General features: G+C 57.4%; 24 protein-coding genes. 6 read left to right on the top strand and 18 right to left on the bottom strand.

Features of this window, described 5'->3' with window-relative positions; genetic code table 11:
- The first annotated feature begins 168 nt into the window (after nt 1-168).
- From NTX71_02510 to NTX71_02485, 6 genes are all read left to right on the top strand, one after another.
- On the top strand, nt 169-1377 hold the full coding sequence (locus NTX71_02510) for an acetate/propionate family kinase (protein ID MCX6338776.1): 1209 nt from the start codon (nt 169-171) through the stop codon (nt 1375-1377).
- Nucleotides 1374-2441, top strand: a complete 1068-nt coding sequence (locus NTX71_02505) for a hypothetical protein (protein MCX6338775.1) — start codon at nt 1374-1376, stop codon at nt 2439-2441. The genes NTX71_02510 and NTX71_02505 overlap by 4 nt, the downstream gene beginning before the upstream one ends.
- Before the next feature lies 1 nt (nt 2442).
- Nucleotides 2443-3237 (top strand): GTP cyclohydrolase, FolE2/MptA family, encoded by a 795-nt coding sequence (locus tag NTX71_02500; protein ID MCX6338774.1) that lies wholly within the window; start codon nt 2443-2445, stop codon nt 3235-3237.
- Between the two features lie 74 nt (nt 3238-3311).
- Nucleotides 3312-4175, top strand: coding sequence for a cation diffusion facilitator family transporter (locus NTX71_02495; protein ID MCX6338773.1), 864 nt, complete (start codon nt 3312-3314; stop codon nt 4173-4175).
- A 210-nt stretch (nt 4176-4385) separates the two neighbouring features.
- Nucleotides 4386-4814 carry a hypothetical protein gene (locus NTX71_02490; protein MCX6338772.1) on the top strand — a complete coding sequence of 143 codons (429 nt, stop codon included), beginning with the start codon at nt 4386-4388 and terminating at the stop codon, nt 4812-4814.
- A 158-nt stretch (nt 4815-4972) separates the two neighbouring features.
- Entirely contained in the window at nt 4973-5350 is a 378-nt protein-coding gene (locus NTX71_02485) for a PilZ domain-containing protein (GenBank protein ID MCX6338771.1), read from the top strand.
- Between the two features lie 249 nt (nt 5351-5599).
- Here NTX71_02485 and NTX71_02480 read toward each other — a convergent pair whose 3' ends face one another.
- The 18 genes from NTX71_02480 to NTX71_02395 all read right to left on the bottom strand — a co-directional run bounded on the left by NTX71_02480 (nt 5600) and on the right by NTX71_02395 (nt 24147).
- Nucleotides 5600-6289, bottom strand: a complete 690-nt coding sequence (locus tag NTX71_02480) for a lysophospholipid acyltransferase family protein (protein MCX6338770.1) — start codon at nt 6287-6289, stop codon at nt 5600-5602.
- A gap of 29 nt (nt 6290-6318) precedes the next feature.
- Complete coding sequence (locus NTX71_02475) at nt 6319-8127, bottom strand: ABC transporter ATP-binding protein (GenBank protein ID MCX6338769.1); 1809 nt, start codon at nt 8125-8127, stop codon at nt 6319-6321.
- Between the two features lie 102 nt (nt 8128-8229).
- A complete protein-coding gene (lpxB, locus tag NTX71_02470) occupies nt 8230-9462 on the bottom strand; it encodes a lipid-A-disaccharide synthase (protein ID MCX6338768.1) in 1233 nt (410 codons plus the stop codon).
- Complete coding sequence (locus tag NTX71_02465; GenBank protein MCX6338767.1) at nt 9459-10442, bottom strand: Gfo/Idh/MocA family oxidoreductase; 984 nt, start codon at nt 10440-10442, stop codon at nt 9459-9461. The genes lpxB and NTX71_02465 overlap by 4 nt, the downstream gene beginning before the upstream one ends.
- 93 nt (nt 10443-10535) lie before the next feature.
- Complete coding sequence (gene lpxI, locus NTX71_02460; protein MCX6338766.1) at nt 10536-11339, bottom strand: UDP-2,3-diacylglucosamine diphosphatase LpxI; 804 nt, start codon at nt 11337-11339, stop codon at nt 10536-10538.
- A gap of 121 nt (nt 11340-11460) precedes the next feature.
- Nucleotides 11461-12237 (bottom strand): acyl-ACP--UDP-N-acetylglucosamine O-acyltransferase, encoded by a 777-nt coding sequence (gene lpxA / locus NTX71_02455; GenBank protein MCX6338765.1) that lies wholly within the window; start codon nt 12235-12237, stop codon nt 11461-11463.
- 60 nt (nt 12238-12297) lie between these two features.
- Nucleotides 12298-13596 (bottom strand): bifunctional UDP-3-O-[3-hydroxymyristoyl] N-acetylglucosamine deacetylase/3-hydroxyacyl-ACP dehydratase, encoded by a 1299-nt coding sequence (locus NTX71_02450; GenBank protein ID MCX6338764.1) that lies wholly within the window; start codon nt 13594-13596, stop codon nt 12298-12300.
- Nucleotides 13574-14632, bottom strand: coding sequence for a UDP-3-O-(3-hydroxymyristoyl)glucosamine N-acyltransferase (gene lpxD, locus NTX71_02445; GenBank protein ID MCX6338763.1), 1059 nt, complete (start codon nt 14630-14632; stop codon nt 13574-13576). Before lpxD ends, NTX71_02450 begins: the two co-directional genes overlap by 23 nt.
- Before the next feature lie 150 nt (nt 14633-14782).
- A complete protein-coding gene (locus NTX71_02440) occupies nt 14783-15310 on the bottom strand; it encodes an OmpH family outer membrane protein (GenBank protein MCX6338762.1) in 528 nt (175 codons plus the stop codon).
- Nucleotides 15311-15403: 93 nt separating this feature from the next.
- Nucleotides 15404-17752 carry an outer membrane protein assembly factor BamA gene (gene bamA, locus NTX71_02435; protein ID MCX6338761.1) on the bottom strand — a complete coding sequence of 783 codons (2349 nt, stop codon included), beginning with the start codon at nt 17750-17752 and terminating at the stop codon, nt 15404-15406.
- 90 nt (nt 17753-17842) lie between these two features.
- On the bottom strand, nt 17843-19210 hold the full coding sequence (gene dnaB, locus NTX71_02430; protein MCX6338760.1) for a replicative DNA helicase: 1368 nt from the start codon (nt 19208-19210) through the stop codon (nt 17843-17845).
- 87 nt (nt 19211-19297) lie between these two features.
- Nucleotides 19298-19747, bottom strand: a complete 450-nt coding sequence (gene rplI, locus NTX71_02425) for a 50S ribosomal protein L9 (protein MCX6338759.1) — start codon at nt 19745-19747, stop codon at nt 19298-19300.
- Nucleotides 19748-19780: 33 nt separating this feature from the next.
- Complete coding sequence (gene rpsR, locus NTX71_02420; protein ID MCX6338758.1) at nt 19781-19996, bottom strand: 30S ribosomal protein S18; 216 nt, start codon at nt 19994-19996, stop codon at nt 19781-19783.
- Nucleotides 19997-20192: 196 nt separating this feature from the next.
- Nucleotides 20193-20660, bottom strand: a complete 468-nt coding sequence (ssb, locus tag NTX71_02415; protein MCX6338757.1) for a single-stranded DNA-binding protein — start codon at nt 20658-20660, stop codon at nt 20193-20195.
- Nucleotides 20661-20773: 113 nt separating this feature from the next.
- Nucleotides 20774-21136, bottom strand: a complete 363-nt coding sequence (gene rpsF / locus NTX71_02410) for a 30S ribosomal protein S6 (GenBank protein MCX6338756.1) — start codon at nt 21134-21136, stop codon at nt 20774-20776.
- Nucleotides 21137-21349: 213 nt separating this feature from the next.
- Complete coding sequence (gene pth / locus NTX71_02405) at nt 21350-21919, bottom strand: aminoacyl-tRNA hydrolase (GenBank protein ID MCX6338755.1); 570 nt, start codon at nt 21917-21919, stop codon at nt 21350-21352.
- 201 nt (nt 21920-22120) lie between these two features.
- A complete protein-coding gene (locus NTX71_02400; protein ID MCX6338754.1) occupies nt 22121-22855 on the bottom strand; it encodes a 50S ribosomal protein L25 in 735 nt (244 codons plus the stop codon).
- 32 nt (nt 22856-22887) lie between these two features.
- Nucleotides 22888-24147 carry an NTP transferase domain-containing protein gene (locus tag NTX71_02395; protein ID MCX6338753.1) on the bottom strand — a complete coding sequence of 420 codons (1260 nt, stop codon included), beginning with the start codon at nt 24145-24147 and terminating at the stop codon, nt 22888-22890.
- Between the last annotated feature and the right edge of the window lie 161 nt (nt 24148-24308).

Raw genomic sequence — 24308 nt, 5'->3', positions numbered from 1 at the left:
TATATTTTTCCCCGCAGTGCACGCAAATCCAGCTTGCCCACGCAAGCTCCGATTCGCACCCTCTTGGCTCATCCCTGATCCGCACAGTATTACCTTTATCAATGGTAGGCAATCGGGTACAATCTCAATGCGCACTGATTCGCCCGGCAGATCTACAGGGGGAGTACGTTGAGAATCCTGGTCTTTAACTGTGGAAGCTCCTCTTTGACTTACAAGATTTTTGAAGTAGCGGGGAATGAAGATATTGTCGACGTGCTGTCCGGAAAGTCCCATAGAATAGGTGTGACAGGGAGCGAACCTTCATATTCTGAAATTCATTACAGGGGAAGCAGTCAGAAAGAAATAATGCCTGTGAAAAATCACAGGGAGGCTTCCTCTTTCGTATTAAAGTACCTGCAGGTACAGAAGATTGCTGTTGATTGTATCGGCCATCGTTTTGTCCACGGAGGGAGCTTCTTTCAAAAGTCAGAGTTTATCAATGGAGCTGTTCTGGAGAAACTTCGGAGGTGCCTGCCGCTCGCCCCAATACACAATCCTATCGCGCTCAGTGTCATCGATGAATGTACGAAGGTCTTCCCGGATGTCATGCAATATGTAACTTTTGACTCCGCATTCCATTCTTCGATCCCTTCCTATGCCTATACATATGCCCTGCCCAGAAAAATCACGGAACAGTTCGGTTTCAGGAAGTATGGGTTCCATGGCCTTTCATATTCGAACGCTGCCAGAGAAGCCTCTCGCTTTCTGGGGAAACCCCTTGCACGCCTGAACATGGTCGCCTGCCATCTCGGGACTGGAGGTTCGAGTGTTGCGGCAATCAAAGGCGGATGTTCGGTTGACACCTCCATGGGGTATTCGCCCCTCTCCGGCCTTATGATGAGCACCCGCTGCGGGGACATCGATCCGATGCTCACGATATACATCATGGCCGCGTTTGGCTACCGTTCATCGGAATTAGAGGAGTTGCTCAACAAGATGAGCGGGATGCTGGGAATTTCGGGCTTCTCGAGCGACATCAGGGACATCGCACAAAAAATGCTAGACGACAGCGAAGAACTGGCAAATCTCGCTTTTAACATGTATGTCCATCGCTTAAAAAAATATATCGGAAGCTACATCATAGTCCTTAAGGGGATCGACATACTGGTATTCACCGATGATATTGGGGTCCAGAATCACTTTTTGAGAGAAAAGGTCTGTGAGGATATGGAATGGTGCGGGCTCAAATTGGATAACACACGCAACCGGCATGCCCGCCCTGGTAAGGTTTCTTCAATAAGTGCGGAAGATTCGAAAGTTCTTGTCCTTACCATCCCCGCCCAGGAAGAAAGAACAATTTGTGTGGAAGGGGTGAACCTACTGCGGGGGAACAGATGATATTATTCTTTGACCCGTTCCCTCCGCTTTTAAGATGGTGCAAGGCTGAGGATCGTGTGTTTTTAGAACACCGCTGCACGTACGGGCCGCAATTGGCGGAGGAGGTTACACACAATGTCGGTGATATTGGCAGGATACGTGCCATCGGTTACCTTTTATACAACGGCGGCGGAGAAATTACCGCACCGGCGAGTTTATTGTCTCGGGACATCCTCGTGAGCGTTGAGCGGTGCATCTGGCTCCTCCCTGAGCATAACGACCTTACTCTTAAAATCGCGTCATACTGGATTGACAAGCTGCCCGCGATCCCGCACATCCTATTTTGCGATACCGCTTTTTTCAACAACCTCCCGGATGAAGTCAGCACCTATGCCGTGCCCTATGAGCTTCGTAAAAAGGGGATGCAAAGGTATGGGGGCTATGGATTGTTCCATCAATGGGCATGGAAAAAGACACAGGCGATTCCCGGCGCTCATTCACGCAAGTTACTGAGTGTGTATCTCGGGGACCACACAAATATTGCTGCAATACACGATGGAATGCCGCTGGAGACCACTTTCGGATTTACTTCTCTGGAGGGGATACCATCCTCCACAGGCTGTGGAGATATCGATCCAACCATCGTTCTTCAACTCCATTCCAGCGGTATGTCGCTTGAAGAAATCAACAGGCTCTTATCCAACGAGAGCGGTTTGAGCGGCCTCATGGGAGAGAGATGCGACTTTTTGAATCTGGTGCGTGATTCAGATCCCAAAAGAGCTGTTGTGCGGGATATATTGCGCTATAATATTCTGAAATACACCGGGGCTTTTATTTCAATACTCGGAGGGGTGGACTCAATAGCGTTCTTGAGCGAGAATATGAGAGAATCTCTCAGTTTTATCAGAGAGATATGCCATGGACTCGAATTCCTTGGATTAAAATTGAACGTCATCCAGAATGAGAACAGCAGCTTCCTGCATTTATCATCAGGCGACTCGAGAGTCGATGTTTTCTGTATGCAATGTAACAAGTGGGAAGTCCTCCTGGAAGAAGCGGAAAGATTATTAAATAACGAGGTGTGACATGCAAAAAGAGAAGAGATTCTTGGTGGATGTGGGTATGCGGGATCTGCCTTTCCCAATGAGGGTGCTCTCGAAGGTCGATCCGAACGGTCAACTGACCGTTGCGAACATTTCCATCGCGGCACGGATCATGGGGGAGTTTGAGGCACAATGGATCGATAAATTCATCCGTATTGTCCATGAACATCGAGACAAGATAGGGACAAAGACGCTCAAGGTCAACATCATGGACTATCTCAAGGAGCTGAATGCCTCAATGGTCAAGATCGATTTCAACTATCCTTTTTTCATCGAAAAACTAACCCCGGTATCTCGAGAAAAGTGTTTGGTGAGATATGTGTGCGCGTATTCAGCGAAGGCCACCCTGATCCAAAAAGAGGCAAAAATAATTTATGTGATGAATATCCCCGCCATTACCACCTACCCGGCATCGTTTAAGGACACTCCAGGGGGCTTATTCGGGCAACTGAGTATGCTGACGATAGAGACACAGTCCACGAAAGACATTTACCCCGAAGACCTTGTCGCTCTTGTGGACAAACACGCGGTAGCTCCAGTGTACTCCTATCTTTCCAGCGAAGATCAGCACTACATAATCCAGAAGGTTCACTCGGAGTCAAAATCAAGCGTTATCGTGACCGACGAGATAAAGAATGAGCTGGCGCACAATCGCAATATCGAATGGTATGCGGTGCGCTGCACTAATTTTGGGATGCTCCACTCTTACAGCACGATGATCGGAACCGAAAAAAGCATGTGGGTCCCGTTCAGCGGGTATGAAAGTGAAGAAGTATAGAGGGGAGGCTAAGTACAGTCCACATATTCCACAGAAATCTTGTATGCTAATCGCAACTGATCTCAGGGAGAAAGATGGATAAGAAATCTCTGGGCTATCTCGAGGGGTGGCTTTCCATCGTCATCAATACCGCCCTCTTCGCGCTCAAAATCTGGGTCGGGACAGTCGCCGGGTCGATCGCGATGATCGCTGATTCGTGGCACACCCTTTCCGATACCTTCACCTCCGTGGTCGTGATCCTGGGCTTCTGGGCCGCCGCGCGCCCCGCCGACGGCAAGCACCCGTTCGGTCATGGGCGCGCGGAACCGATCGCCGCCATCATCATCGGCACGCTCCTCGCCGTCGTTGGCATTGAATTTTTCCGGCAATCAATCACGCATCTCATGCACTTCCAGGCAGCGACCTTCGGATCGTTCGCGATCGTCGTCTTCCTCATTTCCGTAGTCCTGAAAGAGGCGCTCGCCCGATTCTCGATCTGGGCCGGCAGGAAAATTGACTCTTCATCTCTCATCGCTGATGGATGGCACCACCGGAGCGACGCCGTCGCCTCCGCGTTGATTGTGGTCGGCGGACTGATGGGCGGGTACTTCTGGTGGATGGACGGCGTGCTCGGAATAGGGGTCTCCGCCCTCATCCTCTACGCCGCATACGACATAATACGAAATGCCATGAGCGCATCCCTTGGAGAGATACACAGCTCTGATTTTGAAAACCGCATCAAGGGAATAATCAAATCAGCCGCCCCCACCGCCACGGATGTCCATCACCTGCACGTGCATCGCTACGGCGATCACCTGGAACTTACTTTCCATATGTCTTTCCCGCCCGCGATGAGGATTGACGAGGCGCACCAGACCGCGGCACGGGCGAAGTACGCCCTCAAGGATGAACTCGGCGCCGAAACGACCGTCCATTTGGAACCGATTAAAGAAGAATGAGGGAAGGGGCCTCCACCGGGGCCGGGCGGGGAGTGGACTGAGGAAGCGAACCGAGCAAATATGTGTTGACAGCAGCGAGTGACAGAGCTTACTATTGGTTGTTTTTCTGGAATAATCTCACCTGCGGAGGGTGAGCGTCTCCCAAAACTAAGTGTGCGGTTCCGCCCGCGCAGAAACAGAAGCATTCCTTTTTCTGACGAGGAGGTTGGTATGAGGAGTTTGTGTTCGTATCTGATAATCGGGGCAGCGATTGTGACGATCGGTAGCTTCGCAGGCTGCAAGAAGGGCGACCAGCCCGCCGGATCGCCGCAGGTAGCATTCAGCAACGATGTGACATTCGAAGACATTCCGGTCCCTGCGGGATTCTCGCTCGTGCGCAATGATTCATATTCTTTCCAGAATGATGTCACCAGGGTCGGCCGCCTCATCTATAAGGGGAGGAGCGACATCAACAACGTGCTCGCCTTCTTCCAGCAGCAGATGCCGCTCCACGGCTGGCAGGAAATGAGCTACATTGACTACCGCTCCAGCACCCGTTATTATGAAAAAGAAGGGCAGAGCTGTATCCTTACCGTGGAACCCCGCACCGGATGGAGCAATATTAGGATCGTCCTCAGCACGCAACCCAAGACGAAATAAGCACAGGGATTCCTGACTTTCTCTATCTACAATGCCGCCCGCCATCAGGGGGGCGGCGCTTATCTGGCGTGGTCCCACGAGCGGGTAACCAACCCGAAATGCCGCTTGCGCCTGAGTCAGCGCCAAGGTAGAATGGTTGCCAGATCGATGAGGTATCTATGAAACCACCATATCCGGAGGAGCGGAGACAGTCTGAGAGGACTCAGTGTATCTTAGAGACCGGCTACCGTCTCCCGGGCAGAGAGACGAGCATAGGGGAAACGAGGGACGTCAGTGATGGCGGCGTCCTGCTGATGGTTTCCGGCGAGGTCAAAAAGGACGACCTGCTCGATCTGGAAATCCCGCTGGGCACGGGTGCAGAGCCCCTGAGAACTCGCGGCCGCGTAGTTCATACCCGACCGGTGACAAACACTGCCGACGGCGGAACGCTCGCCGGCATGGTGTTTCTCACGCTCAGCGAGCAGCAGCAGGAGGCGCTCGGGAAGAAAATCTGGCACCAGATCCTTAAGGAATCCACCAGGTTCGGAAGGGAATAGGCACAGTTTCCTGCCGCTTACTTTTTTAACCTGCGCAGCATCGAATACCGACCTATAAAACCGCGACTTACCATAAGTAACCACGGATGGACACAGATCGGACTACAGCTGAAAGTGTAAAGTTGAAGGCTCAAGGTGACACCATTTCTTTGAACTTTGGGCTTTACACTGTGGGCTGTGGTGTTTATCCGTGGTTATAAACTAGTTCTTCCATTTGTTTCACATCAGCAACCAGAAACGAGCAACTTGCTACCGTTGTCCATCCGCCTCTATCCCCAGCAGGAATGCTGCCTTCTGATCGAGTTCGTGCATCGCCGCCTGCAATTTTTCCCTCGCCTTCTCCCTCGCCGCGTCATCAGCATCATGATCAACGTATAGCGGATCCCCATAAATAAACACCCCTCTGGAGAATGGAGCGGGGATGATGAAACGATCCCAGCTCTTGAGTCTCTTCTTGCGCGTGACGTCGAAGCTTGCAGGGATAATTGGGATCCCGCTGAGCTGCGCGAGCATGATCGCGCCTGGCTGAACCTTATAGCAGGGGCCCTTGGGGCCATCGGGTACGATCGCCGCATCGAGGCCCTCAGCGAGACTGGCGGTCATTTCCATGAGCGCCGCGTCTCCCCCGCGCGAACTGGAGCCGCGCGCGACCTCGAAGCCAAAGCCTTTCAGCACGTCGCTGATATACTCCCCGTCCCTGCTGCGGCTCGCCATGGCACACATATTCTTTTTCCCCCTATAGCGCTGATACACATACGGCATGAGGAGGAGCCGGTTGTGCCAGAAACAAAATATGCAGCTCTCGCCGCGCTTCGCCCTTTCGAGGGGGAGTGCATCGTTGATCCATTCGAAGCGCATGCTGCGCCCGAGGAGTTTGATGAGAGAAGGGATGCAATAGCGGAGCACGAGATGCAACAATTTCTCTTTCAGGGAAGGCATTGCGTGTACCCAGACGTAGGTGCCGCGCGCTACGGCGCGAACTGCATATCGTAGAGCTTCTTGTAGAGGCCCTCCTGGGCGAGCAATTCCTCGTGCCGCCCCGTCTGAACGATGCGGCCCTCTTCAAGCACGATAATGCGGTCGGCGTGCGTAATGGTCGAGAGGCGATGGGCGATCACAAACACCGTCCGGCCGCGCATCAACCTGTCTATCGCATCCTGCACGAGCCGCTCCGATTCCGTGTCAAGGGCGGAGGTCGCCTCGTCGAGAATGAGTATGGCCGGGTTCTTCAGAATCGCCCGCGCGATCGCGAGCCTCTGCCGCTCGCCCCCGGAGAGCATCTCTCCCTTCTCGCCGATCATGGAATCGTACCCGTTCTGGATGGCCATGATGAAATCGTGCGCGTTCGCCATCTTCGCCGCGTCCACAATCTGGTCAAAGGGGGCCTCCACCTGCCCGTAGGCGATGTTATTCCTCACCGTGTCATTGAAGAGTATGGTCTCCTGCGTGACGATGCCGAGCTGGCTCCTCAGGCTCATGAACGTGACGTCACGGAGGTCAACGCCGTCGATGCACACCCTCCCGTCGGTCGGGTCATAGAATCGCGGGATGAGGCTCACCAGAGACGTCTTCCCCGAACCGCTCGGCCCCACAATGGCGATGATCTCGCCCACCCGCACCTTGAGATTGATCTCCCTGAGCACCTCCGCCTCACCGTGGTTATATTCGAAGCTCACCCGGTCGAATACGATCTCGCTGCGGATCTTCGGCAGCTCGATGGCGTTTTCCTTCTCGCCCATGCTCGACTTCGTGTCCAAGAGATGGAATATCCGATCGGCGGCCGCCATTGCCTTCTGAAAACCGACGTTGAGCTTGCCAATGGTCTTGAGCGGCTTGACCATGGATGCCATGCAGGCGATGAACACCACGAACAGCCCGACCGTGAGATCTCCCATGATAATCAACCTCGCTCCATAGTAGCAGAGGAAACCCACGACCAGCATCCCTCCCCACTCGGTGATGGGGCTGAGGATGGCCCCCTTCTTGATGGTGGCCACCATGACTCGGAAGAGGATCCTGTTCTCCTTCTTGAACCGGTGGCCCTCGTAGCCCTCCATGCAAAACGCCTTGACCACCTGGATACCCGAGATGGTCTCAAAGAGAATCGAGGAGATATCAGCGACTTTCTCCTGGGCGCGCTTGGTGAGGCGCCTCACCTTGCGCCCCACGATCCCGATCGGCGCCAGCAGGAAGGGGAGTCCCACCATCGTGATGAGCGCCAGCTCCCATCGAATGGCCACCGCGATAACCGCGTACGCGGGGAGCTGGATGCAGTCCATGAGCGATTTCGCAAAACGTCCCGAGATCGCTTCCAGGATGAAGCTCACATCGTAATTTATTCTAGAGACGAGCTCCCCCGTCCTCTTTTTGTCAAAGTATTCCATCGGGAGGCTCTGAATGTGGCTATAGAGCTGGTTGCGGATATCCTTGCATACACCCTGCCCCACGTACTCGAGCATCACCTCGTGCAGGTACTCCGCGAGCCCTTTGAAAAAGGTGCAGATGAGGACGAAGACCACGATCATGTTGAGCATGTTCGGGTAGCGCCTCACGGAGTTGAGGTAATCCACAAAATGCTCCACGTGGGCCTTGAAAGGGATAATCACATTATCGGGGATGGCGAGCTTTTTCCCGCTGAAGACTATGTCCACCATGGGGACGAGCGACATGATGCTGACGCTCTGGAGCAGGGTGAATATCACCATGGTGAGGATCGCCACGATCAGCTTCCACTTGTACGGCTTGAGATACCGCAAGAGTCTTAAATACACTCTCATGATTTACTCCGTCAGCGCGCGATGAACTGCGAGAACCGTTTGAATCGCTTAAGCCGTGTGAGCAGTTTGAGCCGTTCAAACAATTCAAACGACTCACACCGCTCAAACCGTTCTTAACGCACTCAGCACCGCCTCCGCTGCCCGTGCGCTCGCTCCCTCCTCGCCCACGCGGGCTCGGACTGCTCTGAGCGCTTCAACCGCCGCCAAGTACCCGGCACCATCGGCGAGGAAATCGAGCGCAGCGGCGGCGATGCGCGCGGGCGTGGCGTCGCGCTGGATGAATTCCGGCATGATCTTCCTCCCGGCGATGACGTTGACCAGGCCTATGTAGGGCAGCTTGACCAGCAGGCGCGCCAGAAGATAGGTCGGCCAGGCAACCTTGTACATGATCACCATGGGTTTGAGCACGCAGGCCGTTTCCAGGGTGGCGGTCCCCGACGCCACCAGGACAATGTCCGATGCGTGTATGACTTCGTAGATACTCTCCCTGATAACCCCGACGTGGACGGCGCTCCGGGCGATTGCGTTCTCGATAAACCTGCGGAAGGCAGACGGCGGTTCGCTCATGATGAACTGGAGCTCCGGCATTGTACGTTTCATCAGCGCGGCTGCGGCGAGCATGACCGGAAGGTGCCTCCGGACCTCATTCCATCGGCTTCCGGGGAGCAGCGCGACCACGCGCGCACGCGGCCCCACACCCGTGCGGCGGCAGAACTCCTCCCGGCTGGTCTCGACCTTAAGATCGTCGAGCATCGGGTGTCCCACGAATTCGACCGGCAGCTCCGTATCCGCGTAGAACTCCTTCTCGAAGGGGAGGATCACGATCATCCTGTCAACGTTCCTGCGTATCGTCTTCTTCCTCCTCGTTCCCCAGGCCCACACCTGAGGGGAGATGTAGTAAATAACCCTGACCGGCAGCCGCCGCTGTTTGATCTTCTTCGCGAGGCGGATGTTGAATCCCGGATAATCGACGAGCACCACCGCATCCGGCTTGCGCTTCTCAATGAACGCGAGGAGAGAATAAAAGATTCTCCTGAGTGTACCATAGTTCCTGAGCACCTCGACAGATCCGAGGACGGCCATGTCCACGAGATTGTAGAGGAGCCTGGCGCCGGCATTCTCCATTGCGTCACCGCCGGCGGCGCAGATCTCTGCGCGGGGCTCCCGCTTCCTGATCTCGGCGATCAGCTTGGCCGCGTGCTTATCGCCCGACACCTCACCCGCGACCACAACGATGAGCGGGCCATGCGCGCTATCGTCAGACTCGCGCGGAGGGGGATCTTCTTTGTTTTGGGATTTGGGATTTGGGATTTGGGATTTATTGGGGATTTTCATAATAGCTTCCTCAGATCCAGCGGAGCGGCTTTCTTCTGCTCTTCAATCGCTTCTCTGTAGAGAGGGTTCTCCTGCAACAGCCGCGTGATCTCGGACGCGACGCGGAGCGCATGGCGCCCGTGCTCACCGGGTACGACAGGCTTGCGCGATGCGCGCACGCACTCCAGGAATGATTTGATCTCAAGCTTGAGCGGCTCATCCTTTTCCAGCGGCATCCTCTCGCGCACGATCCGACTCCCCTCCGTGCGATAGATCATCCCTTCCTGATTCTGGTAGTCGAGCGATATATACGCGTTGCTCTGGAATATCCTGATCTTCCGCATCTTCTCAAAACTGATACGGCTCGCCGTCATGTTCGCGATGCAGCCGTTCTCGAAACTCAGGCGCGCGTTGGCGATATCCTCGCTCGCGCTGAGGACGGGTATCCCGACGGCACTGATCTCCCTGATCGGAGAATCCACGATGTTGAGGACAATGTCGATATCGTGGATCATGAGGTCGAGCACGACCCCCACCTCCGTTCCATGGAGCTTGTACGGGGCGAGGCGGTGAACCTCGATAAAACCCACGCGCGTCAGTATCTTCTTCAGCGCGAGAATGGCCGGGTTGAAGCGCTCGATATGCCCCACCTGGAGCACCAGCCCCTTCTGGCGCGCGCGATCGATGATCGCGGTCGCCTCCGCCATGTCCAGCGCGATCGGCTTCTCGATCAGGACGTTCGCACCGCGCTCGAGGGCCTCGAGCGCCACGGGACGATGCGCCTCGGTCGGCACCACCACGCTCACCGCGTCGAGCTTGCCGGGTATGTCGCTCAGCCGCGCGTGCGCGCTCACCCCCAGACGGCGCGCGATCTTCTCCGCCGTTCTCGCGTCAACGTCAACCACCCCGGCGAGCTCCACATCCGGGAGCTCCGTGTAGACGCGGGCATGGTGCTTCCCGAGGTTGCCGACGCCGACCACCGCGACCCGCATCTTCTCCATATGTCGCTGTGCTCCATTGGAAATTGCAAATATCAAATGGGAAATATTAAATTTACAATCTGCAATTTACAATTCGGCATCCGGAGGATGCCGTCAAATGCCCACCACCGCGACCCCCGCCCCGCCCGCTTTCCTTATCGCCGCTTCCTTATCCAGGATAATCGTCCGACCCGCCTCCAGGGCGAGGGCGGCGGCGTTACATCCCAGGAGGAGGTCAATCGTGCGCTCGCCGACAACCGGGACATCGAACCGCATATCCTGCGCGGGGCGGCTCACCTTGACCACGACCATCCCGCGGGGGCAGAGCGAGGCCCCCCTCCTGATCGCCTCGTCAGTCCCCTCCATCGCCTCGACCGCGACCACCGCTCGCTTCTTCACCACCACCGTCTGTCCTATGTCGAGCCCCGCGATTTCCCGGGCGATCTTCGCTCCAAAGGCAATATCTTCCAGCGCCTCGTCTCCCGGCGCATTCCTCGTCATGACCCCCCGGTCCGCAATGCACGATGAGAGATATACGGTCGAATCCAGCAGCCGGATTCCGTCCTTTTTCATCTCCCCGGCGATCGCCTTCAGCACGGTATCAGCGCGCCTGTCAGGCACCCGGGCCGCGAGGGCGATCATGCGCATGTCCAGCCTGAGCTTACTGATCACGAGCGTGGGGTCGAGCCTCCCCGCCATGACCGCCTCGGTCACCCCCGCGCGACGGAGGGTTTTTATCAACGTGCCGAGCTGGCCCACATGGACCCAGTGGAGCTCATCCACATAGCGCTCCAACTCGGCGGCGGTCTGACCGGGGAACGCGATCGCGACGATGCGTTCCACCCCCTTCTCACGCGCCTCGCGGGCGATCGCAAACGCGAGTCCGCCGCCTCCCGCGATGAGACCGAGACTCTTCATAACCTCCTCCACTCAGCACTGGCCGCCTCACGCGCGATGGCGCTCACGCCAGATTACGTATCCGTTTCCAGCAGGGGGGTGCTCCGTCAACCGTATCGGGTGAATTAATCGCCCGATCGTGTTACCGGGCGATGCCACGTTGAGAAGTCTCGATGAATTCAATGATGGCTTTCACGCACGCCGAGGCGGGGTACTCTTCTTTGAGCCGCGCCAGCGCCTGTGCCGTTTTCATCTGAGAGTGATAGATCATCTTGTGGGCTGCCTTGATCTCCCTGATTGACTCCTGGCTGAATTCTTTCCTCCTGAGCCCCTCAAGGTTGACCCCGCGCACGCTCGCCGGGTGTCCATCCGCCATCATGTAGGGGGGGATATCCTGGACGATCTTCGAACACCCGCCGACGATCGCCATCGTCCCCACCCTGCAGAACTGGTGAATGCCGACCAGGCCCCCGATGATCGCGCCGTCATCAATTTGGATGTGTCCCGCGAGCGTGGCGCAGTTGGCCAGGATACAGTCATTGCCGATCTCGCAATCGTGGGCGATGTGGCTATAAACCATAAAGAGGTTGCGCTCCCCTATCGTGGTCTCCGACCTCCCCGTCAGCGTACCGATCTGCATCGTGACGTATTCCCGGATCGTGTTCCCACTCCCTATCTTCAACCGCGTTTCCTCTCCACGGTACTTGAGATCCTGGTTCACCTCACCCACCGACGCGAACTGGAATATTTTGTTATTCTCCCCGATCTCGGTCCGGCCCTTGATCACGACATGTGGCCCGACAACGGTGCCCCGGCCGATGCGCACGTGGGCCTCGATAATGCTGTACGGGCCGATCTCCACGTCATCGGCGATTTCCGCCTTTGGATGCACGATTGCCGAGGAATGAATTTGTCTCATGCGCGGCGTGCGCTCCCTTTAAAATGACACACGCTATTCCCTTGTGAACACCCGGAGTGGTCACACGAACGAAAACGTAAGCTCGGCCTCAGCGGCAACCTGGCCATCCACGAGCGCCTTGCCGCTCACTTTTCCCATCTTCTTCTTCCAGCGGAGGACGTCGATCTCCAGCCGCAACTGGTCACCCGGCATCACCGGCCTGCGGAATTTTGCGTTGTCTATCGCCATGAAAAAGGCGAGCTTGTTAATATTTTCAGGGGTGTTGAGCATGAGCACGCCGGCGGTCTGGGCGAGGGCTTCGATAATGAGCACACCCGGCATCACCGGCTTCTCGGGGAAATGCCCCGTGAAAAACGGCTCGTTGATGGTGACATTTTTGACGCCGACGATCCTCTCCCTCCCCTTGACCTCCACGATCCGATCCACAAGGAGGAACGGGAACCGGTGTGGAAGTATGCGCCTTATCTCATTTATATCCATGACACCCCCCTGTATGCGTTGAGCAACGGCCTCTCTCTTCTGAGTCTTCTCTGCGATCAATAACAGCTTGCGCGCGAGGTCCACGTTGAGCTCGTGCCCCGACCTCATTGCGATCACGTGGGCGCGGACATGCCTGCCCACGAGGCAGAGGTCGCCGACGAGATCCAGCACCTTGTGGCGGGCGAACTCGTCAGGGAATCTCAGCCGGTCCTTGCTGTAAATGACCCCGTCGCCGATGAGCACCGCGTTGTCCAGGCTGCCCCCCTTGATGAGGCCCTGTTGCACCAGGGCCTCTATCTCATGGTAAAAGCAGAAAGTGCGACCGGAGGCAATTTCCTTCTCGAAGGTATCCTCCGTCACCACAAAGCTCACAAACTGGGCGGGCAGTGTCGGGTGCTTGAAATCCATTGTGTAGGAGACCCTGAACTGCTCGGCGGGGATTGCCGCGATCACGGCGTTGTCTTTTGACGCCCACACAGGCTCCCCGAGCACGAGTTCCTCGCGGGGGGCATCCTGCTCCTCGATGCCGGCCGACTTGATCATGCGCACGTATGCGAACGAGCTCCCGTCCCCAACGGGAGGCTCATTGGAATCGAGCTCCACCACCACGTTGTCAATCCCGCAGCCGCGGATCGCGGCGAGCACGTGCTCAACGGTGTGGATTTCGACGCTGCCGTTCGCAATCGTCGTCCCACGGCACACGTTTGAGACATTCCGGGCGAGGGCGCGCACCTCGGGTAAGCCGGGCAGATCGGTGCGCACGAATCGCACGCCGGCGTTCACGGGGGCCGGCGCGAAGACGAGCCTCGTCTTGTTGCCGGTATGGACCCCGACCCCGGTGAGGCAGACGGGCGCCTTAATCGTTCTTTGTTTCTGCATTCTTCGCGAGCTGTTTCTCGAGCGAGGCGAGTTTCTCCTCAAGCTCCCTGACCTTCGACATGAGCGCGGGGAGCCGCATATACGCGGCGTGAACCTTTTTGAACTGCGTGCCCTCTATGGCGGGTATGCCGATGTAGTATGAATTGGCGGGCACGCTCTTGGAGACGCCTCCCTTGGCGCCGATGATGGTGTTATCCCCTATGGTGACGTGGCCGACCACGCCCACCTGCCCTGCGAGGATGACGTTCTTGCCGACCGACGTACTCCCGGAGATTCCCACCTGTGCGACAATGATCGAGTTTTCTCCGATATCGCAGTTGTGCGCGATCTGCACGAGGTTATCTATCTTGGTCCCCCTGCGGATGATTGTCTTGTCAAACCGGGCGCGGTCGATCGTCACATTGGAGCCGATCTCAACATCGTCCTCGATCACTACCCTGCCGATCTGGGGAATCTTTTGATGAACGCCCTTCACGGCGACGTAGCCGAACCCATCGCTCCCGATGACGCTCCCCCCATGGATAAACACCCTGTTGCCGATCTCACACCGCTCCCGGATAATGACATTCGGATAGAAGTGGCAATCCGCCCCCGCCGTGGTGCCGTGACCGATATAGACGCCGCTCCTGATTACCGTCCGATCCCCGATGACCGCCCCGTCCTCTACAACAGCGAATGGGCCGACTGAGACATTCTTGCCAAGCTTCGCTTTCTTGCTCACCACTGCCATCTTGTGAACACCCCGCGGAAACTCGAGCTTCTTCGGGCCGAAGAGCTCGATCAGCTTGTTGAAGGCGAGTGAGGGGTTATCCACCCGTATGAGCGGCTTTGCCGTGGGGACGCTCCACCCCTGCTCGACGATGACCGCCGCCGCCCTCGTGGATTCAATGAGGGACGCGTACTTCGGGTTCGCGAGAAAGGTCAAATCCCCTTCCCCCGCCTCCTTGATCCCCGAAGCCCCGGTGATTGTGATATCCCCGTCTCCCTTCAGTTCTCCCTTGATCAGTGAAGAGATCTCCTTCAATTTTATTTTCATCGGTCATCCCTCACATCTGATGATTGCGCAGCTTGAAAAATCGAGGCCCGACTCCCCTCCGAACAAACGGCGCGCGAAGCGAGGCCGAACATCTCACGCCCTGCCCGCGCCCAATTCAATCCCTCGCACCCCGCACGCCCCTCCCCGCGCTCACTTCTTCGCCTCGGCGTGCTTCTTGTTGAGCGCTTTCACCACCTGCTCGGTGATATCCAGTTTATCCGAATGGTATCCAATATCATCCTCGGTGGTCGCGAATACCATGTCATACCCCTCGCGCTTCCCGATGTCTGTCAGCACGCCCCGTATCTCTCCAAGGATCTCCTCCTGGAGGCGCGCCTGTTTCTGGATCGCCTCCCGCTTGACCTTTTCCTCAAACTGGTAGAGCGCCTTTACCTTCTCGTCAACGACCGCCTCCTTCTTCCGCTTCGCGTCGTCGCGCAGCAGGTCCGCCTCGTCCTTGAGTTTGTTGATTTCCTCGACCATCGTTTTCCTCTCGGCGATCTTATCCTTGCGCTCCTGCTGAAGCTTCGCGTTGAGGTCCACGGTCTTCTGATACTTCTCGAAAACTTTTTCCACCTGCACGAAGGCGACTTTCCCACCGGTCCCCAGTGCCGCGCCGCGCGAGAGGCCGCCGCACGACAACGCGAGCGTAATCACGAATATCACCAACGTTCGCACCTGATCCCTCCTTCTCTGTACGGCACGGCGAACCTCGGCACGCGCTGAGCCCCTCACGCCAGATCGCCCCGCAGCTTCCGTGTCCGCCGCCCCTTAAAAGATTGTCCCCACGTTGAAGCTGAAGGCGCCGTTCTCACCCTCAGTCCACTGGTCCGTGATGACGGGGATGCCATAGTCGAGCTTGATGGGACCAACAGGGAGGTTGAGGCGCACCCCCATTCCGACCGACGCGACGATGCCGTCCAGGAAATCGCTGGGCGTCTCGTAGACGTTGCCCATGTCAAAGAAGGCGGCTCCGCGGATTTTCGAGATGAGCGGGAACGTGTATTCGACGCTCGCCATGAGCATCGCATCGCCGCCGATCGGCTCGTCGTTGATATCCCGCGGCCCCACGTCCCGATAATCAAAGCCGCGGATGGTATCACCGCCGCCGAGGAAAAACCTCTCTGACAGGGGAATCTCGCCAGAGCCTGAGTACGGCCCGGCAACACCGGCCCCGCCGGCAACGCGGACCACGTGCTCGGGGAATCGTTCGATCGGGACAAAATACTGGCTTCCCATCGCTTCAAGTTTTACAAAATCAGCGTCGCCGCCGAGCCCCGCGAACTCCGCGGTGATACTGGAGATCGCGCCGTGGTGTGGGAACACGATGGAATCCCGGGTGTCGCGGGTGAGCCCGAAGCTCACCGAGCTGATCAGCGTATTCCCGGCGTCCGCCTTGATCTGCTCGGATGCATCATCAGGAACATCATAGAGATTCACATTTTCAAGCTTGTAGACGAGGTCACCGCGGTAAAATTGGCCTAATTCCTTTCCGAGCCGGAGATTTCCGCCGAGTCGCTCCTCATTGAAATAATCACTCAGGTACTCGCTATTTTTCATATAGAGATCAAACCCCGCGGCGAGCCTTTTCCCCATGAAGTAGGGTTCCGTGAAGCTCAACAGGAAATTCTGCTCCTCGAGCCCCACCTCCGCCCTCAGACGAAATTTCTGGCCGGCCCCGGTGAAATAAGGGAAATTCTTTATGTCGAAATTGCTCTGCGATATCTCGGCAAACCCGACGAAGCCGTCTATGGAGCTGAACCCCGCCCCGAAACTCAATTGTCCCGTCTTCCCCTCCTGTACGTCAACAGCGAGATTCTGGGTCCGCTCGCCCTCGCCCGGTGACGCGGCAATTCCGACGGTCTCGAAGAAACCGGTATTCTCGAGCCGCTCCTTGCTCCTCTGGATCTTGAGGCTGTTGAACACGTCACCCGGCATGACGCTCATCTCCCTGCGGATGACATAGTCGTTCGTCCTCGTGTTCCCCTTGATGTCAATGCGACCGACGTAGTACGGCTCATACTCCTTGATCGTATAGCTCACGTCAATCTTCCCCGTCTCGGGATTGAGCCTCTTTTCAGGAATTACCTCAGCGTCCGTGTACCCCTTGGAGAGATACATGCCCCGGATCGCATTCATGTCCCCCTGGAGCGTGACGGGAGAGTACGTGACCCCCGAACCCATGGTGAGGACTCTCTGGAGCTCGTCCGTATCGTAGATCTTGTTCCCCGCGACGGCGACCTCGCCCACCTGATAAGTCCCTCCCTCGTCTAGGGAAATGGTGATGTCGATGTGCCTGCCGTCCCGGGAAATGTTCCGCTCCACATTGCTCACCTTCATGTCCACATACCCCAGCGAGGCATAGTACCCGCGGATCCGATCGAGGTCATCGTTCAGGGCTTCCTGCTCGAGCAGCCCCTTCGAGTAGAGATAGCTCATCGGCCATTTGTAGAGGGGCCACGGCGCCCTCCGCTTGGTCTGCATGAACTGAACGAGCGAGCGTGCGGGAACATGGCTATTGCCGACAAAATTTATCCGCCTGATCGCCTGCCGCGCCCCCTCGTTGATCTTGATGAGCACCGCCGCCTGCGGTTCATTCTTCGGATTCACAATCTCGCATGCGACCTGGGCAACGGGGAACCCCTCCTGGGCGTACAATTTTCTCAGAGACTCGACGTCCTCCACCAGCAACTTGGCGTTGAGGGCCTCGCCGACCTTTGATTTCATTTCGCGTTTTAAACGATCGGTGGAGATCAGGGAATTCCCCTTGAACGCGATCTCCCTGAGCTCCGGCTTCTCCTTGACCACAAACGCAACCTTCACACCTCCCTCGATCCGCTCAACATCGACGCTGATATTGGTGAAGTAACCGAGCTCATAGAGCCGCGTGACATCTGCCTTGACCGTCTCCTCGCTGAAGAGCCCCTTCTCGCGCGTCTCCAGCTTATTGAATATCATCACGTCGCTCACCGTGCGGTTCCCCATCACCACCACCGCGTCGATGCGCTCCCCCTCGTACTGGAGCCCCGCGGCCGATCCTCCCCACAGGGAGACGGCGGTGATGGCGATCGCGCACAGCGCGTATGCGCGGATGCCTTGATCTATCCTCTCTGTCTGCACGGCGTCACCCCAACTCCCCTCTGTATCGCTCTTCCAGTCCTACGGAACAAGAGCGCATGCCCCTGCTCTTTACACTTTTGGCCTTAGGCGTTACACTGTTTCCAACTCCCCTTCCCGCTCCGCGCAATTCTCGAAGTGCGTGCACTCCTGCAGGAACGCCAGCCTCACCGCCCCCACCGGCCCGTTCCGCTGCTTCGCGATGATCACTTCCGCCTTCCCCTTTGCGTCCTCGTTATCCGGGAAATAATACTCCTCGCGGAAAAGGAGAAACACGACGTCGGCATCCTGCTCGATCGCTCCTGATTCCCTTAGGTCTGAAAGGCGGGGTTTCCTATCATCCCTTCCCTCGGCTTCCCTGTTCAATTGCGAGAGCACGATGACCGGCACATTGAGCTCCCTCGCCAGCGCCTTGAGCGAGCGGGATATCTCGGATATCTCCTGCTGACGGTTCTCGGCCTTCCTGACGGAGGAGCGCATCAGCTGCATATAGTCAACGATGATCAAACGGATCGCCTCCTTGGCCGCGAGCCGCCGCGCTTTTGCACGCATCTCGAGCGCGGAGATGGAGGGGCTGTCGTCAATAAAGATAGGCGCCTCCGCGAGCTTCCCCGCCGCGTTGACCAGCTTGGGAAAATCGTGCTTCTCCGAGATAAAACCGGTGCGGACATTGTGGGCGTTCACGCGGGCGTGCGAGCAGAGCATCCGGAGCACGAGCTGCTCCCTGGACATCTCGAGGCTGAAGATGGCGGTGGGGATCTTCTCCACCACCGCCGCATGCTCGGCAATATTCAGCGCGAGGCTCGTTTTCCCCATTGACGGGCGGCCCGCGATGATGATCAGGTCCGAGGGCTGGAAACCGGCGGTCATCGTATCCAGGTCCGTGTAGCCTGAGGAAACGCCGGTGACGTACTCCTTCTTCTGGTAGAGGCTCTCGACTGTTTCTATGCTGTGCTTAATCAGGTCGCCGATCTTGACAAACCCCTGCGACCTCCGGTGCTGCGAGATATCAAATATTTCCCTTTCGGCATCGTCCAGCACATCGCTGATATCCTCACCGTCCTCGTAGCAGCGACTGACGATACCCGTGGCAGCGTTGATGAGCCTCCGCAGAATCGCCTTTTCCTGCACGATCCTCAGGTAGTGGCTCACGTTGGCGGCCGACGGAATCGCGTCCAGCAACACGCTGATATACCCTGCGCCGCCCACCGACTCCAGCTCCTTCTGCTTCTTCAGGTACTCGGTGATCGTCACAATGTCAGCCGGCTGATTGGCATCGCAGAGCTGAATGATGGCGGAATATATCTTTGCGTTCGCCTCCTTGTAGAAGCACTCCGGGCCGATACTCTCGATCGCCTGAACGATCGCATCTTTATCCAGGAGCATGGCCCCCAGGACACTCATTTCCGCATCGAGGTTCTGAGGAGGCAGTCTATCGAGCGCGGTGTTTTGAGCACACATACACAACCCCGGGTAAATGACAAATACCAAAGCACAAATGACAAAACATTGCCGGAGTCGGTTATTTTGTCATTTGGAATTTGTCATTTACTTCTGCACGACCCATACCTTGAGCGACGCAGTGATGTCTGAATAGAGCTGGAGTTCGACACTATATACCCCGAGCTCCTTGATCGGCTCGGCGAGGTTGATCTTCTTCTTGTCGAGAGTGAAGCCAGCCTGTTCGAGACTCTCGGCAATGTCCTGGGCGGTCACGGAGCCGAATAATTTTCCGTCTTCCCCCGCCTCGACGGCGATGGTGCAGGAGGCCTGGCTGAGCTTTTCCGCTTCCTGGCGGAGCTGTTCCAGCGCGCGTTTGGCCTCGGCCTCTTTCCGCTTCTTTTCCAGTTCCAGCATCCTGACGTATTTGGGCGTCGCGGGCGCGGCGAGCTTCTGCGGGAAGAGGTAGTTTCGCGCGTAGCCTTCCGCGACCTTCACCACGTCTCCCTGCGCGCCTAGGCCGGGAACATCCTGCATGAGAATAATTTCTTTTTGCACTATGCTCAATGCTCCGATGGATTCAACAGTAGATCACTCCGCGACGTAAGGGATCAGCGCGACAAAGCGCGCTCTCTTGATCGCTATGGCGATGCGCCGCTGGTGCCTCGCGCAGGTCCCGGTAATTCGGCTCGGGAGAATCTTCCCCTTTTCTGTGATCATCTTCCTCAACAACCCGATGTCCTTATAATCTATCTCGGTTACCTTATCCATGCAGAACCTGCACTTCTTTTTTCTCCTGAAGGCCATCCCCCTCGGCACGCGCGGCCCCTTCTCCCCCTTCGCCCCCTTCAGCTCCTTCGGCCCCCTGGCCCTCCGCTCCGTTTCTTCCCCTCTCATATGTTCCCGGCATCCTTTCGTAGAAAGACGCTGCACTCTTTACGAGCACCCGCGTCATCCATGCTCACTCACGTAAATTGGTATCCACTGACACGGCGCGAGCGCATCAGAACGGCACATCCCCCTCCTTGCCCTCATCCGGCATGGAAGCGTCCTCAATGCCGCCCTCCCCCGGCCCAGCCGGCTCAGCCGCGGCAGCAGGCTCATCAATCGCTTCAGCCTCCGGACGCGCCGCTCCCGCCTTGCCCCTCCCCAGGAATTGAACGCGGTTGGCCCTCACGCGAAGCTTGCTCCTCTTCTCTCCCTCACCTGTTTCCCAGGAATCGAGCTGGAGGCGCCCCTCAACAAAAATGGGCGAGCCCTTCGTGAGGTACTCTGCCGCCGTTTCCGCCTGCCGGCCCCACGTCACAATGTCAACGTAGCAGACCTCATCCTTCCGCTCGCCCGCTTTATTCACAAAGGTGCTGTTGATCGCAAGGCTCAGATCAGCGACAGCGGCGCCACCCGGTGTGTAGCGCAGCGTCGGGTCCTTCGTGAGATTACCGATCAGAAAAACCCTGTTCAAGCTTGCCATTTTGTACCTCCCCTCTGCCATTCGTCTCACCGCACGCCGCTGAGCGCACCGAGGTCATGAATCGCTGCGTGACCACCCGTCCACTCAGCGTCCTCGTCAGCGTGCGGGCATGTTCACTGGTCTGCACCGGACGATGCGGGCGCGCACACCGGCCCCATCCCCCCTCGGGGACGATGCGCTCGGGGGGCGCGCTGGTTGCGTTTTGTAATCAGGTGCCGCAGAATGTCCTGATTGAGGCTGAATCGCTGCGTGAGGTTTTCCAGCTCCGTCGGCTTCGCCTCGAAGCGGAGGCAGAGACAGTAGCCGTCGTTGTGTTTGGCGAGCGTGTAGCTCAGACGCTGCTTCGGGGAAAGCGTGTGCTCAGCGATCTTCCCTCCGATCTTTGAGATCTCGCTCGAAATTCCCTCAACAACCTTCTTGGCCAGATCCTCGGGAATATCCGGCCTGATTATTACCATCGCTTCATATGATTTCAACCGTCACTCCTCTCTTTCTCCCCTCTGGAACTCCCTCAACTGGGCGATGGTGCATCCTACCACAACCACGCTCAGTCAACAAGTCCAAAGCAACCACCGACGAAATACGTCAGTTGCAGTGGGTGGAACTCAGATTAAAAATTTCGCCGCGGATGAACGCGCCTACCTGCCAGCAGGCAGGGATACGCGCGGCACTGCCACTGTGACACACGTTCAACCCTCAACCATGCTATTGAACTTGTTCATTGCCGCATCGAGCCCACTGACGACTATTTCATCAATGGCTGACACGGCCATATCCATGGCACCCTCGACAAAGCGTTTCTCTTGCCTCGAGAATTTCCCGAGGACGTGTCCGACCCAATCCTCGCCCGCGCGTCCCACGCCGATGCGGAGGCGGGCGAAATTATCAGTTCCGAGCGCGCCGATGATTGACTCAAGCCCCTTATGCCCCCCGGAGCTCCCCTCCCTGCGAATCCTGATCCTGCCGAGCTCGAGCGCGATATCGTCGCTCACCACGAGGAGATCCTCAGGATCGCACTCCTGCCATCTCAGCAGCGCGGCCGCCGTCGCCCCACTCAGATTCATGAAGGTGCGGGCCGTGGCCACGGTGACCGCATGGTCGCCGATTCGCATCCTCCCCACGCACGCGCGCATCCGCCACTTCCTCCTGAGCTCGATTCCCGCCCGTGCCGCCAGGCGGTTTATGACGTCCGCGCCCACATTATGCCTCGTGCCGCGATACTTCTCGCCGGGGTTACCCAGCCCGAACACAATTTTCATAACTCAGGGGCACACCATTCCATCTGCTGGCGGAGAGGTTAACAACAGCCCAAAGTGTAAAGTATAAAGAACAATGCTCCAGGAGCACCTTTTCTCCCTTCCCCCATCACTGCAGTGACAAGTGGACAGTGAATAGTAAAGAGTGAACGAAAATCCCTATCCCAATGTTTTCCACTCTCCACTGCTTTTCTGGCGGAGAGGCTACTCCTTCCCCTTCGCTTTTTCCTTTTCTTTGCCCTTCGGCTCTTCCTTCTCCTTGCCCTTGGCCTGCTCCTTTTCCTTGCCCTCTTCCGGCTTCTGCTCCTCGCCCTCGGCCGGCACAGCCTCGGCGGCAACCTCTTCCGCGGGGACCTCAACCTTCTCAACCTTCGGCATGGACACCGTGAAGACGGTGAGGTTCGGGTCGGCAAGGATTTTCACTCCAGGGGGCGCCGTGATCTCCCCGACCTTGATGCTGTTGCCGATGTTCATGGCTGAGACGTCAACCGTGATATGCTCGGGCAGATCGCTCGGCAAACACTCCACTTCAAGTTCCCTTATAATGTGCTCGAGCACGCCGCCCTGCGTCACCCCGATCGGCTCCCCGGAGTCGACAATCTGCACCTTCACCACCAGTTTCTCCGTCAATGAGATCGCGGCGAAGTCAACGTGGAGGATGCCGTCCCTGATATGATCGCGCTGGACCTCTTTGACGATCGCGGTCTTCTCGAGCGGCTGCTCGAGCGCGCCGCCCGAAACCTGAAGGTCAACGATCGCGTGTTCGCCTCCCTTGCCGCGCAGGACCTTCAACAGCTCCTTGTTTTCCACGCCGAGGGAGATGCTCTCCTGGCCCACCCCGTAGAGGACGGCGGGGATGACCCCTCGCCCCCTGAGCCTCTTCGATCTCCTGGTCCCGCGTTCGTCCCTCACCTGCGCCTTCAGTTTCAATCGTGCCATTGTCGTATCTCCTCTGTAGTTCTTACGCGTTCCTATTTTCGTTTCTTCTTCAGCGGCGCCGCGGGTATCCCCACGACGACCGAACCGTCAGGGACGTCCCGTCCTTTCAGGACGACCGACCCCGCCCCGGTGATCGCCCCCTTCCCAACCTTCACCGGAGCGACCAGCGTCGTCCCGCTCCCGATAAATGCATGATCGCCGATCACCGTCTTGTGTTTCGCCTTTCCGTCATAGTTGGCCGTGATGGTGCCCGCGCCGATATTGGCCTCTCTCCCAATCGTGGCGTCGCCGATGTAGCTCAGGTGTTTGGCTTTCGTGCCGCCGCCGATCAGCGAGGTCTTGACCTCGACGAAGTTGCCTATCTCCACGCCGTCCTCCACCACCGTGACTCCGCGGATGTGGCTGAACGGACCTATCCGGCAGTCGGCGCCGATTCGCACTTCTCCCTCTATGACCGTGAACGGATAGATGATCGTGTCCCGCCCGATGCTCACCGCGGATTCGATATAGGTGTTCGCCGGATCCACAATCGTCACGCCGTTGAGCATGTGCGCGCTCTGGATTTTCTGCTGGAGGATCTTCTCAATCCTCGCCAGCTCTTCCCTGTCGTTGATGCCGAGCACCTCGCGGGCGTCATCCACCTGGACCGCCTCCACCGGCGCGCCCTCGCCGACAAATATACCCACCACATCGGTGAGGTAAAATTCCTGCTGGCGGTTCTCTGGCGAGAGCCTCTCGATGGCCTGGAAGAGGCGGATGGCGCTGAATACGTAAATGCCCGCGTTGATCTCCTCAGCCGCCTTTTCGAAAAGCGAGGCGTCCTCCTCTTCGACGATCTTGAGTAGTTTCCCGTTGGCGCGCCGTATGATCCGGCCATAACCGCTCGGATCCTTCACCACCGCAGACAGGAGCGTGCAGGCCGCAGCGGCGTTCCTATGGGTTTCCAAAAGCTTCCGGAGCGTCTCCGCCGTAATCAGGGGGACATCGCCGCTCAGGATGAGCAGATCCCCCTGGTAGCCGGCAAAGATTTCTTTTGCCCGCATCACGGCGTGGCCGGTCCCACGCTGCTCGCGCTGCTCGACAAAATCAATGTCACCCCCCACCACCGTTTTCACCCGTTCAGCGCCATGGCCGATGACAACCACAATCCGTTCCGGCTCGAGCGCCTTGGCCGCCTCAACGACATAACGGATGAGCGGTTTGCCCGCGAGGGGATGCGCTACCTTCGCGTACCCGCTCTTCATCCGGGTGCCCTCGCCTGCGGCGAGGATGATGCATGCCAGCTTGTTCATGGCGTATATCCTGCTCTCACTTAATTAGGGTCTCCTGAAAAAGTATTTTTCGGATTGTATACGCGAGAGCACCGGCTATTATCTCCCCCTTCATACCTGAAAGAGACTTCCCCTCCCGCCCCTGGTCAGATTCTCTTCGCCGCCGTGGCCAGATTCATGCC

It is taken from the genome of Candidatus Auribacterota bacterium (assembly GCA_026392035.1).
Classification (GTDB): Bacteria; Auribacterota; Tritonobacteria; order UBA1439; family UBA1439; genus JAPLCX01.
Note: the sequence above shows the minus strand (reverse complement) of the source record. Positions and strands in the feature narration are given on the sequence as shown.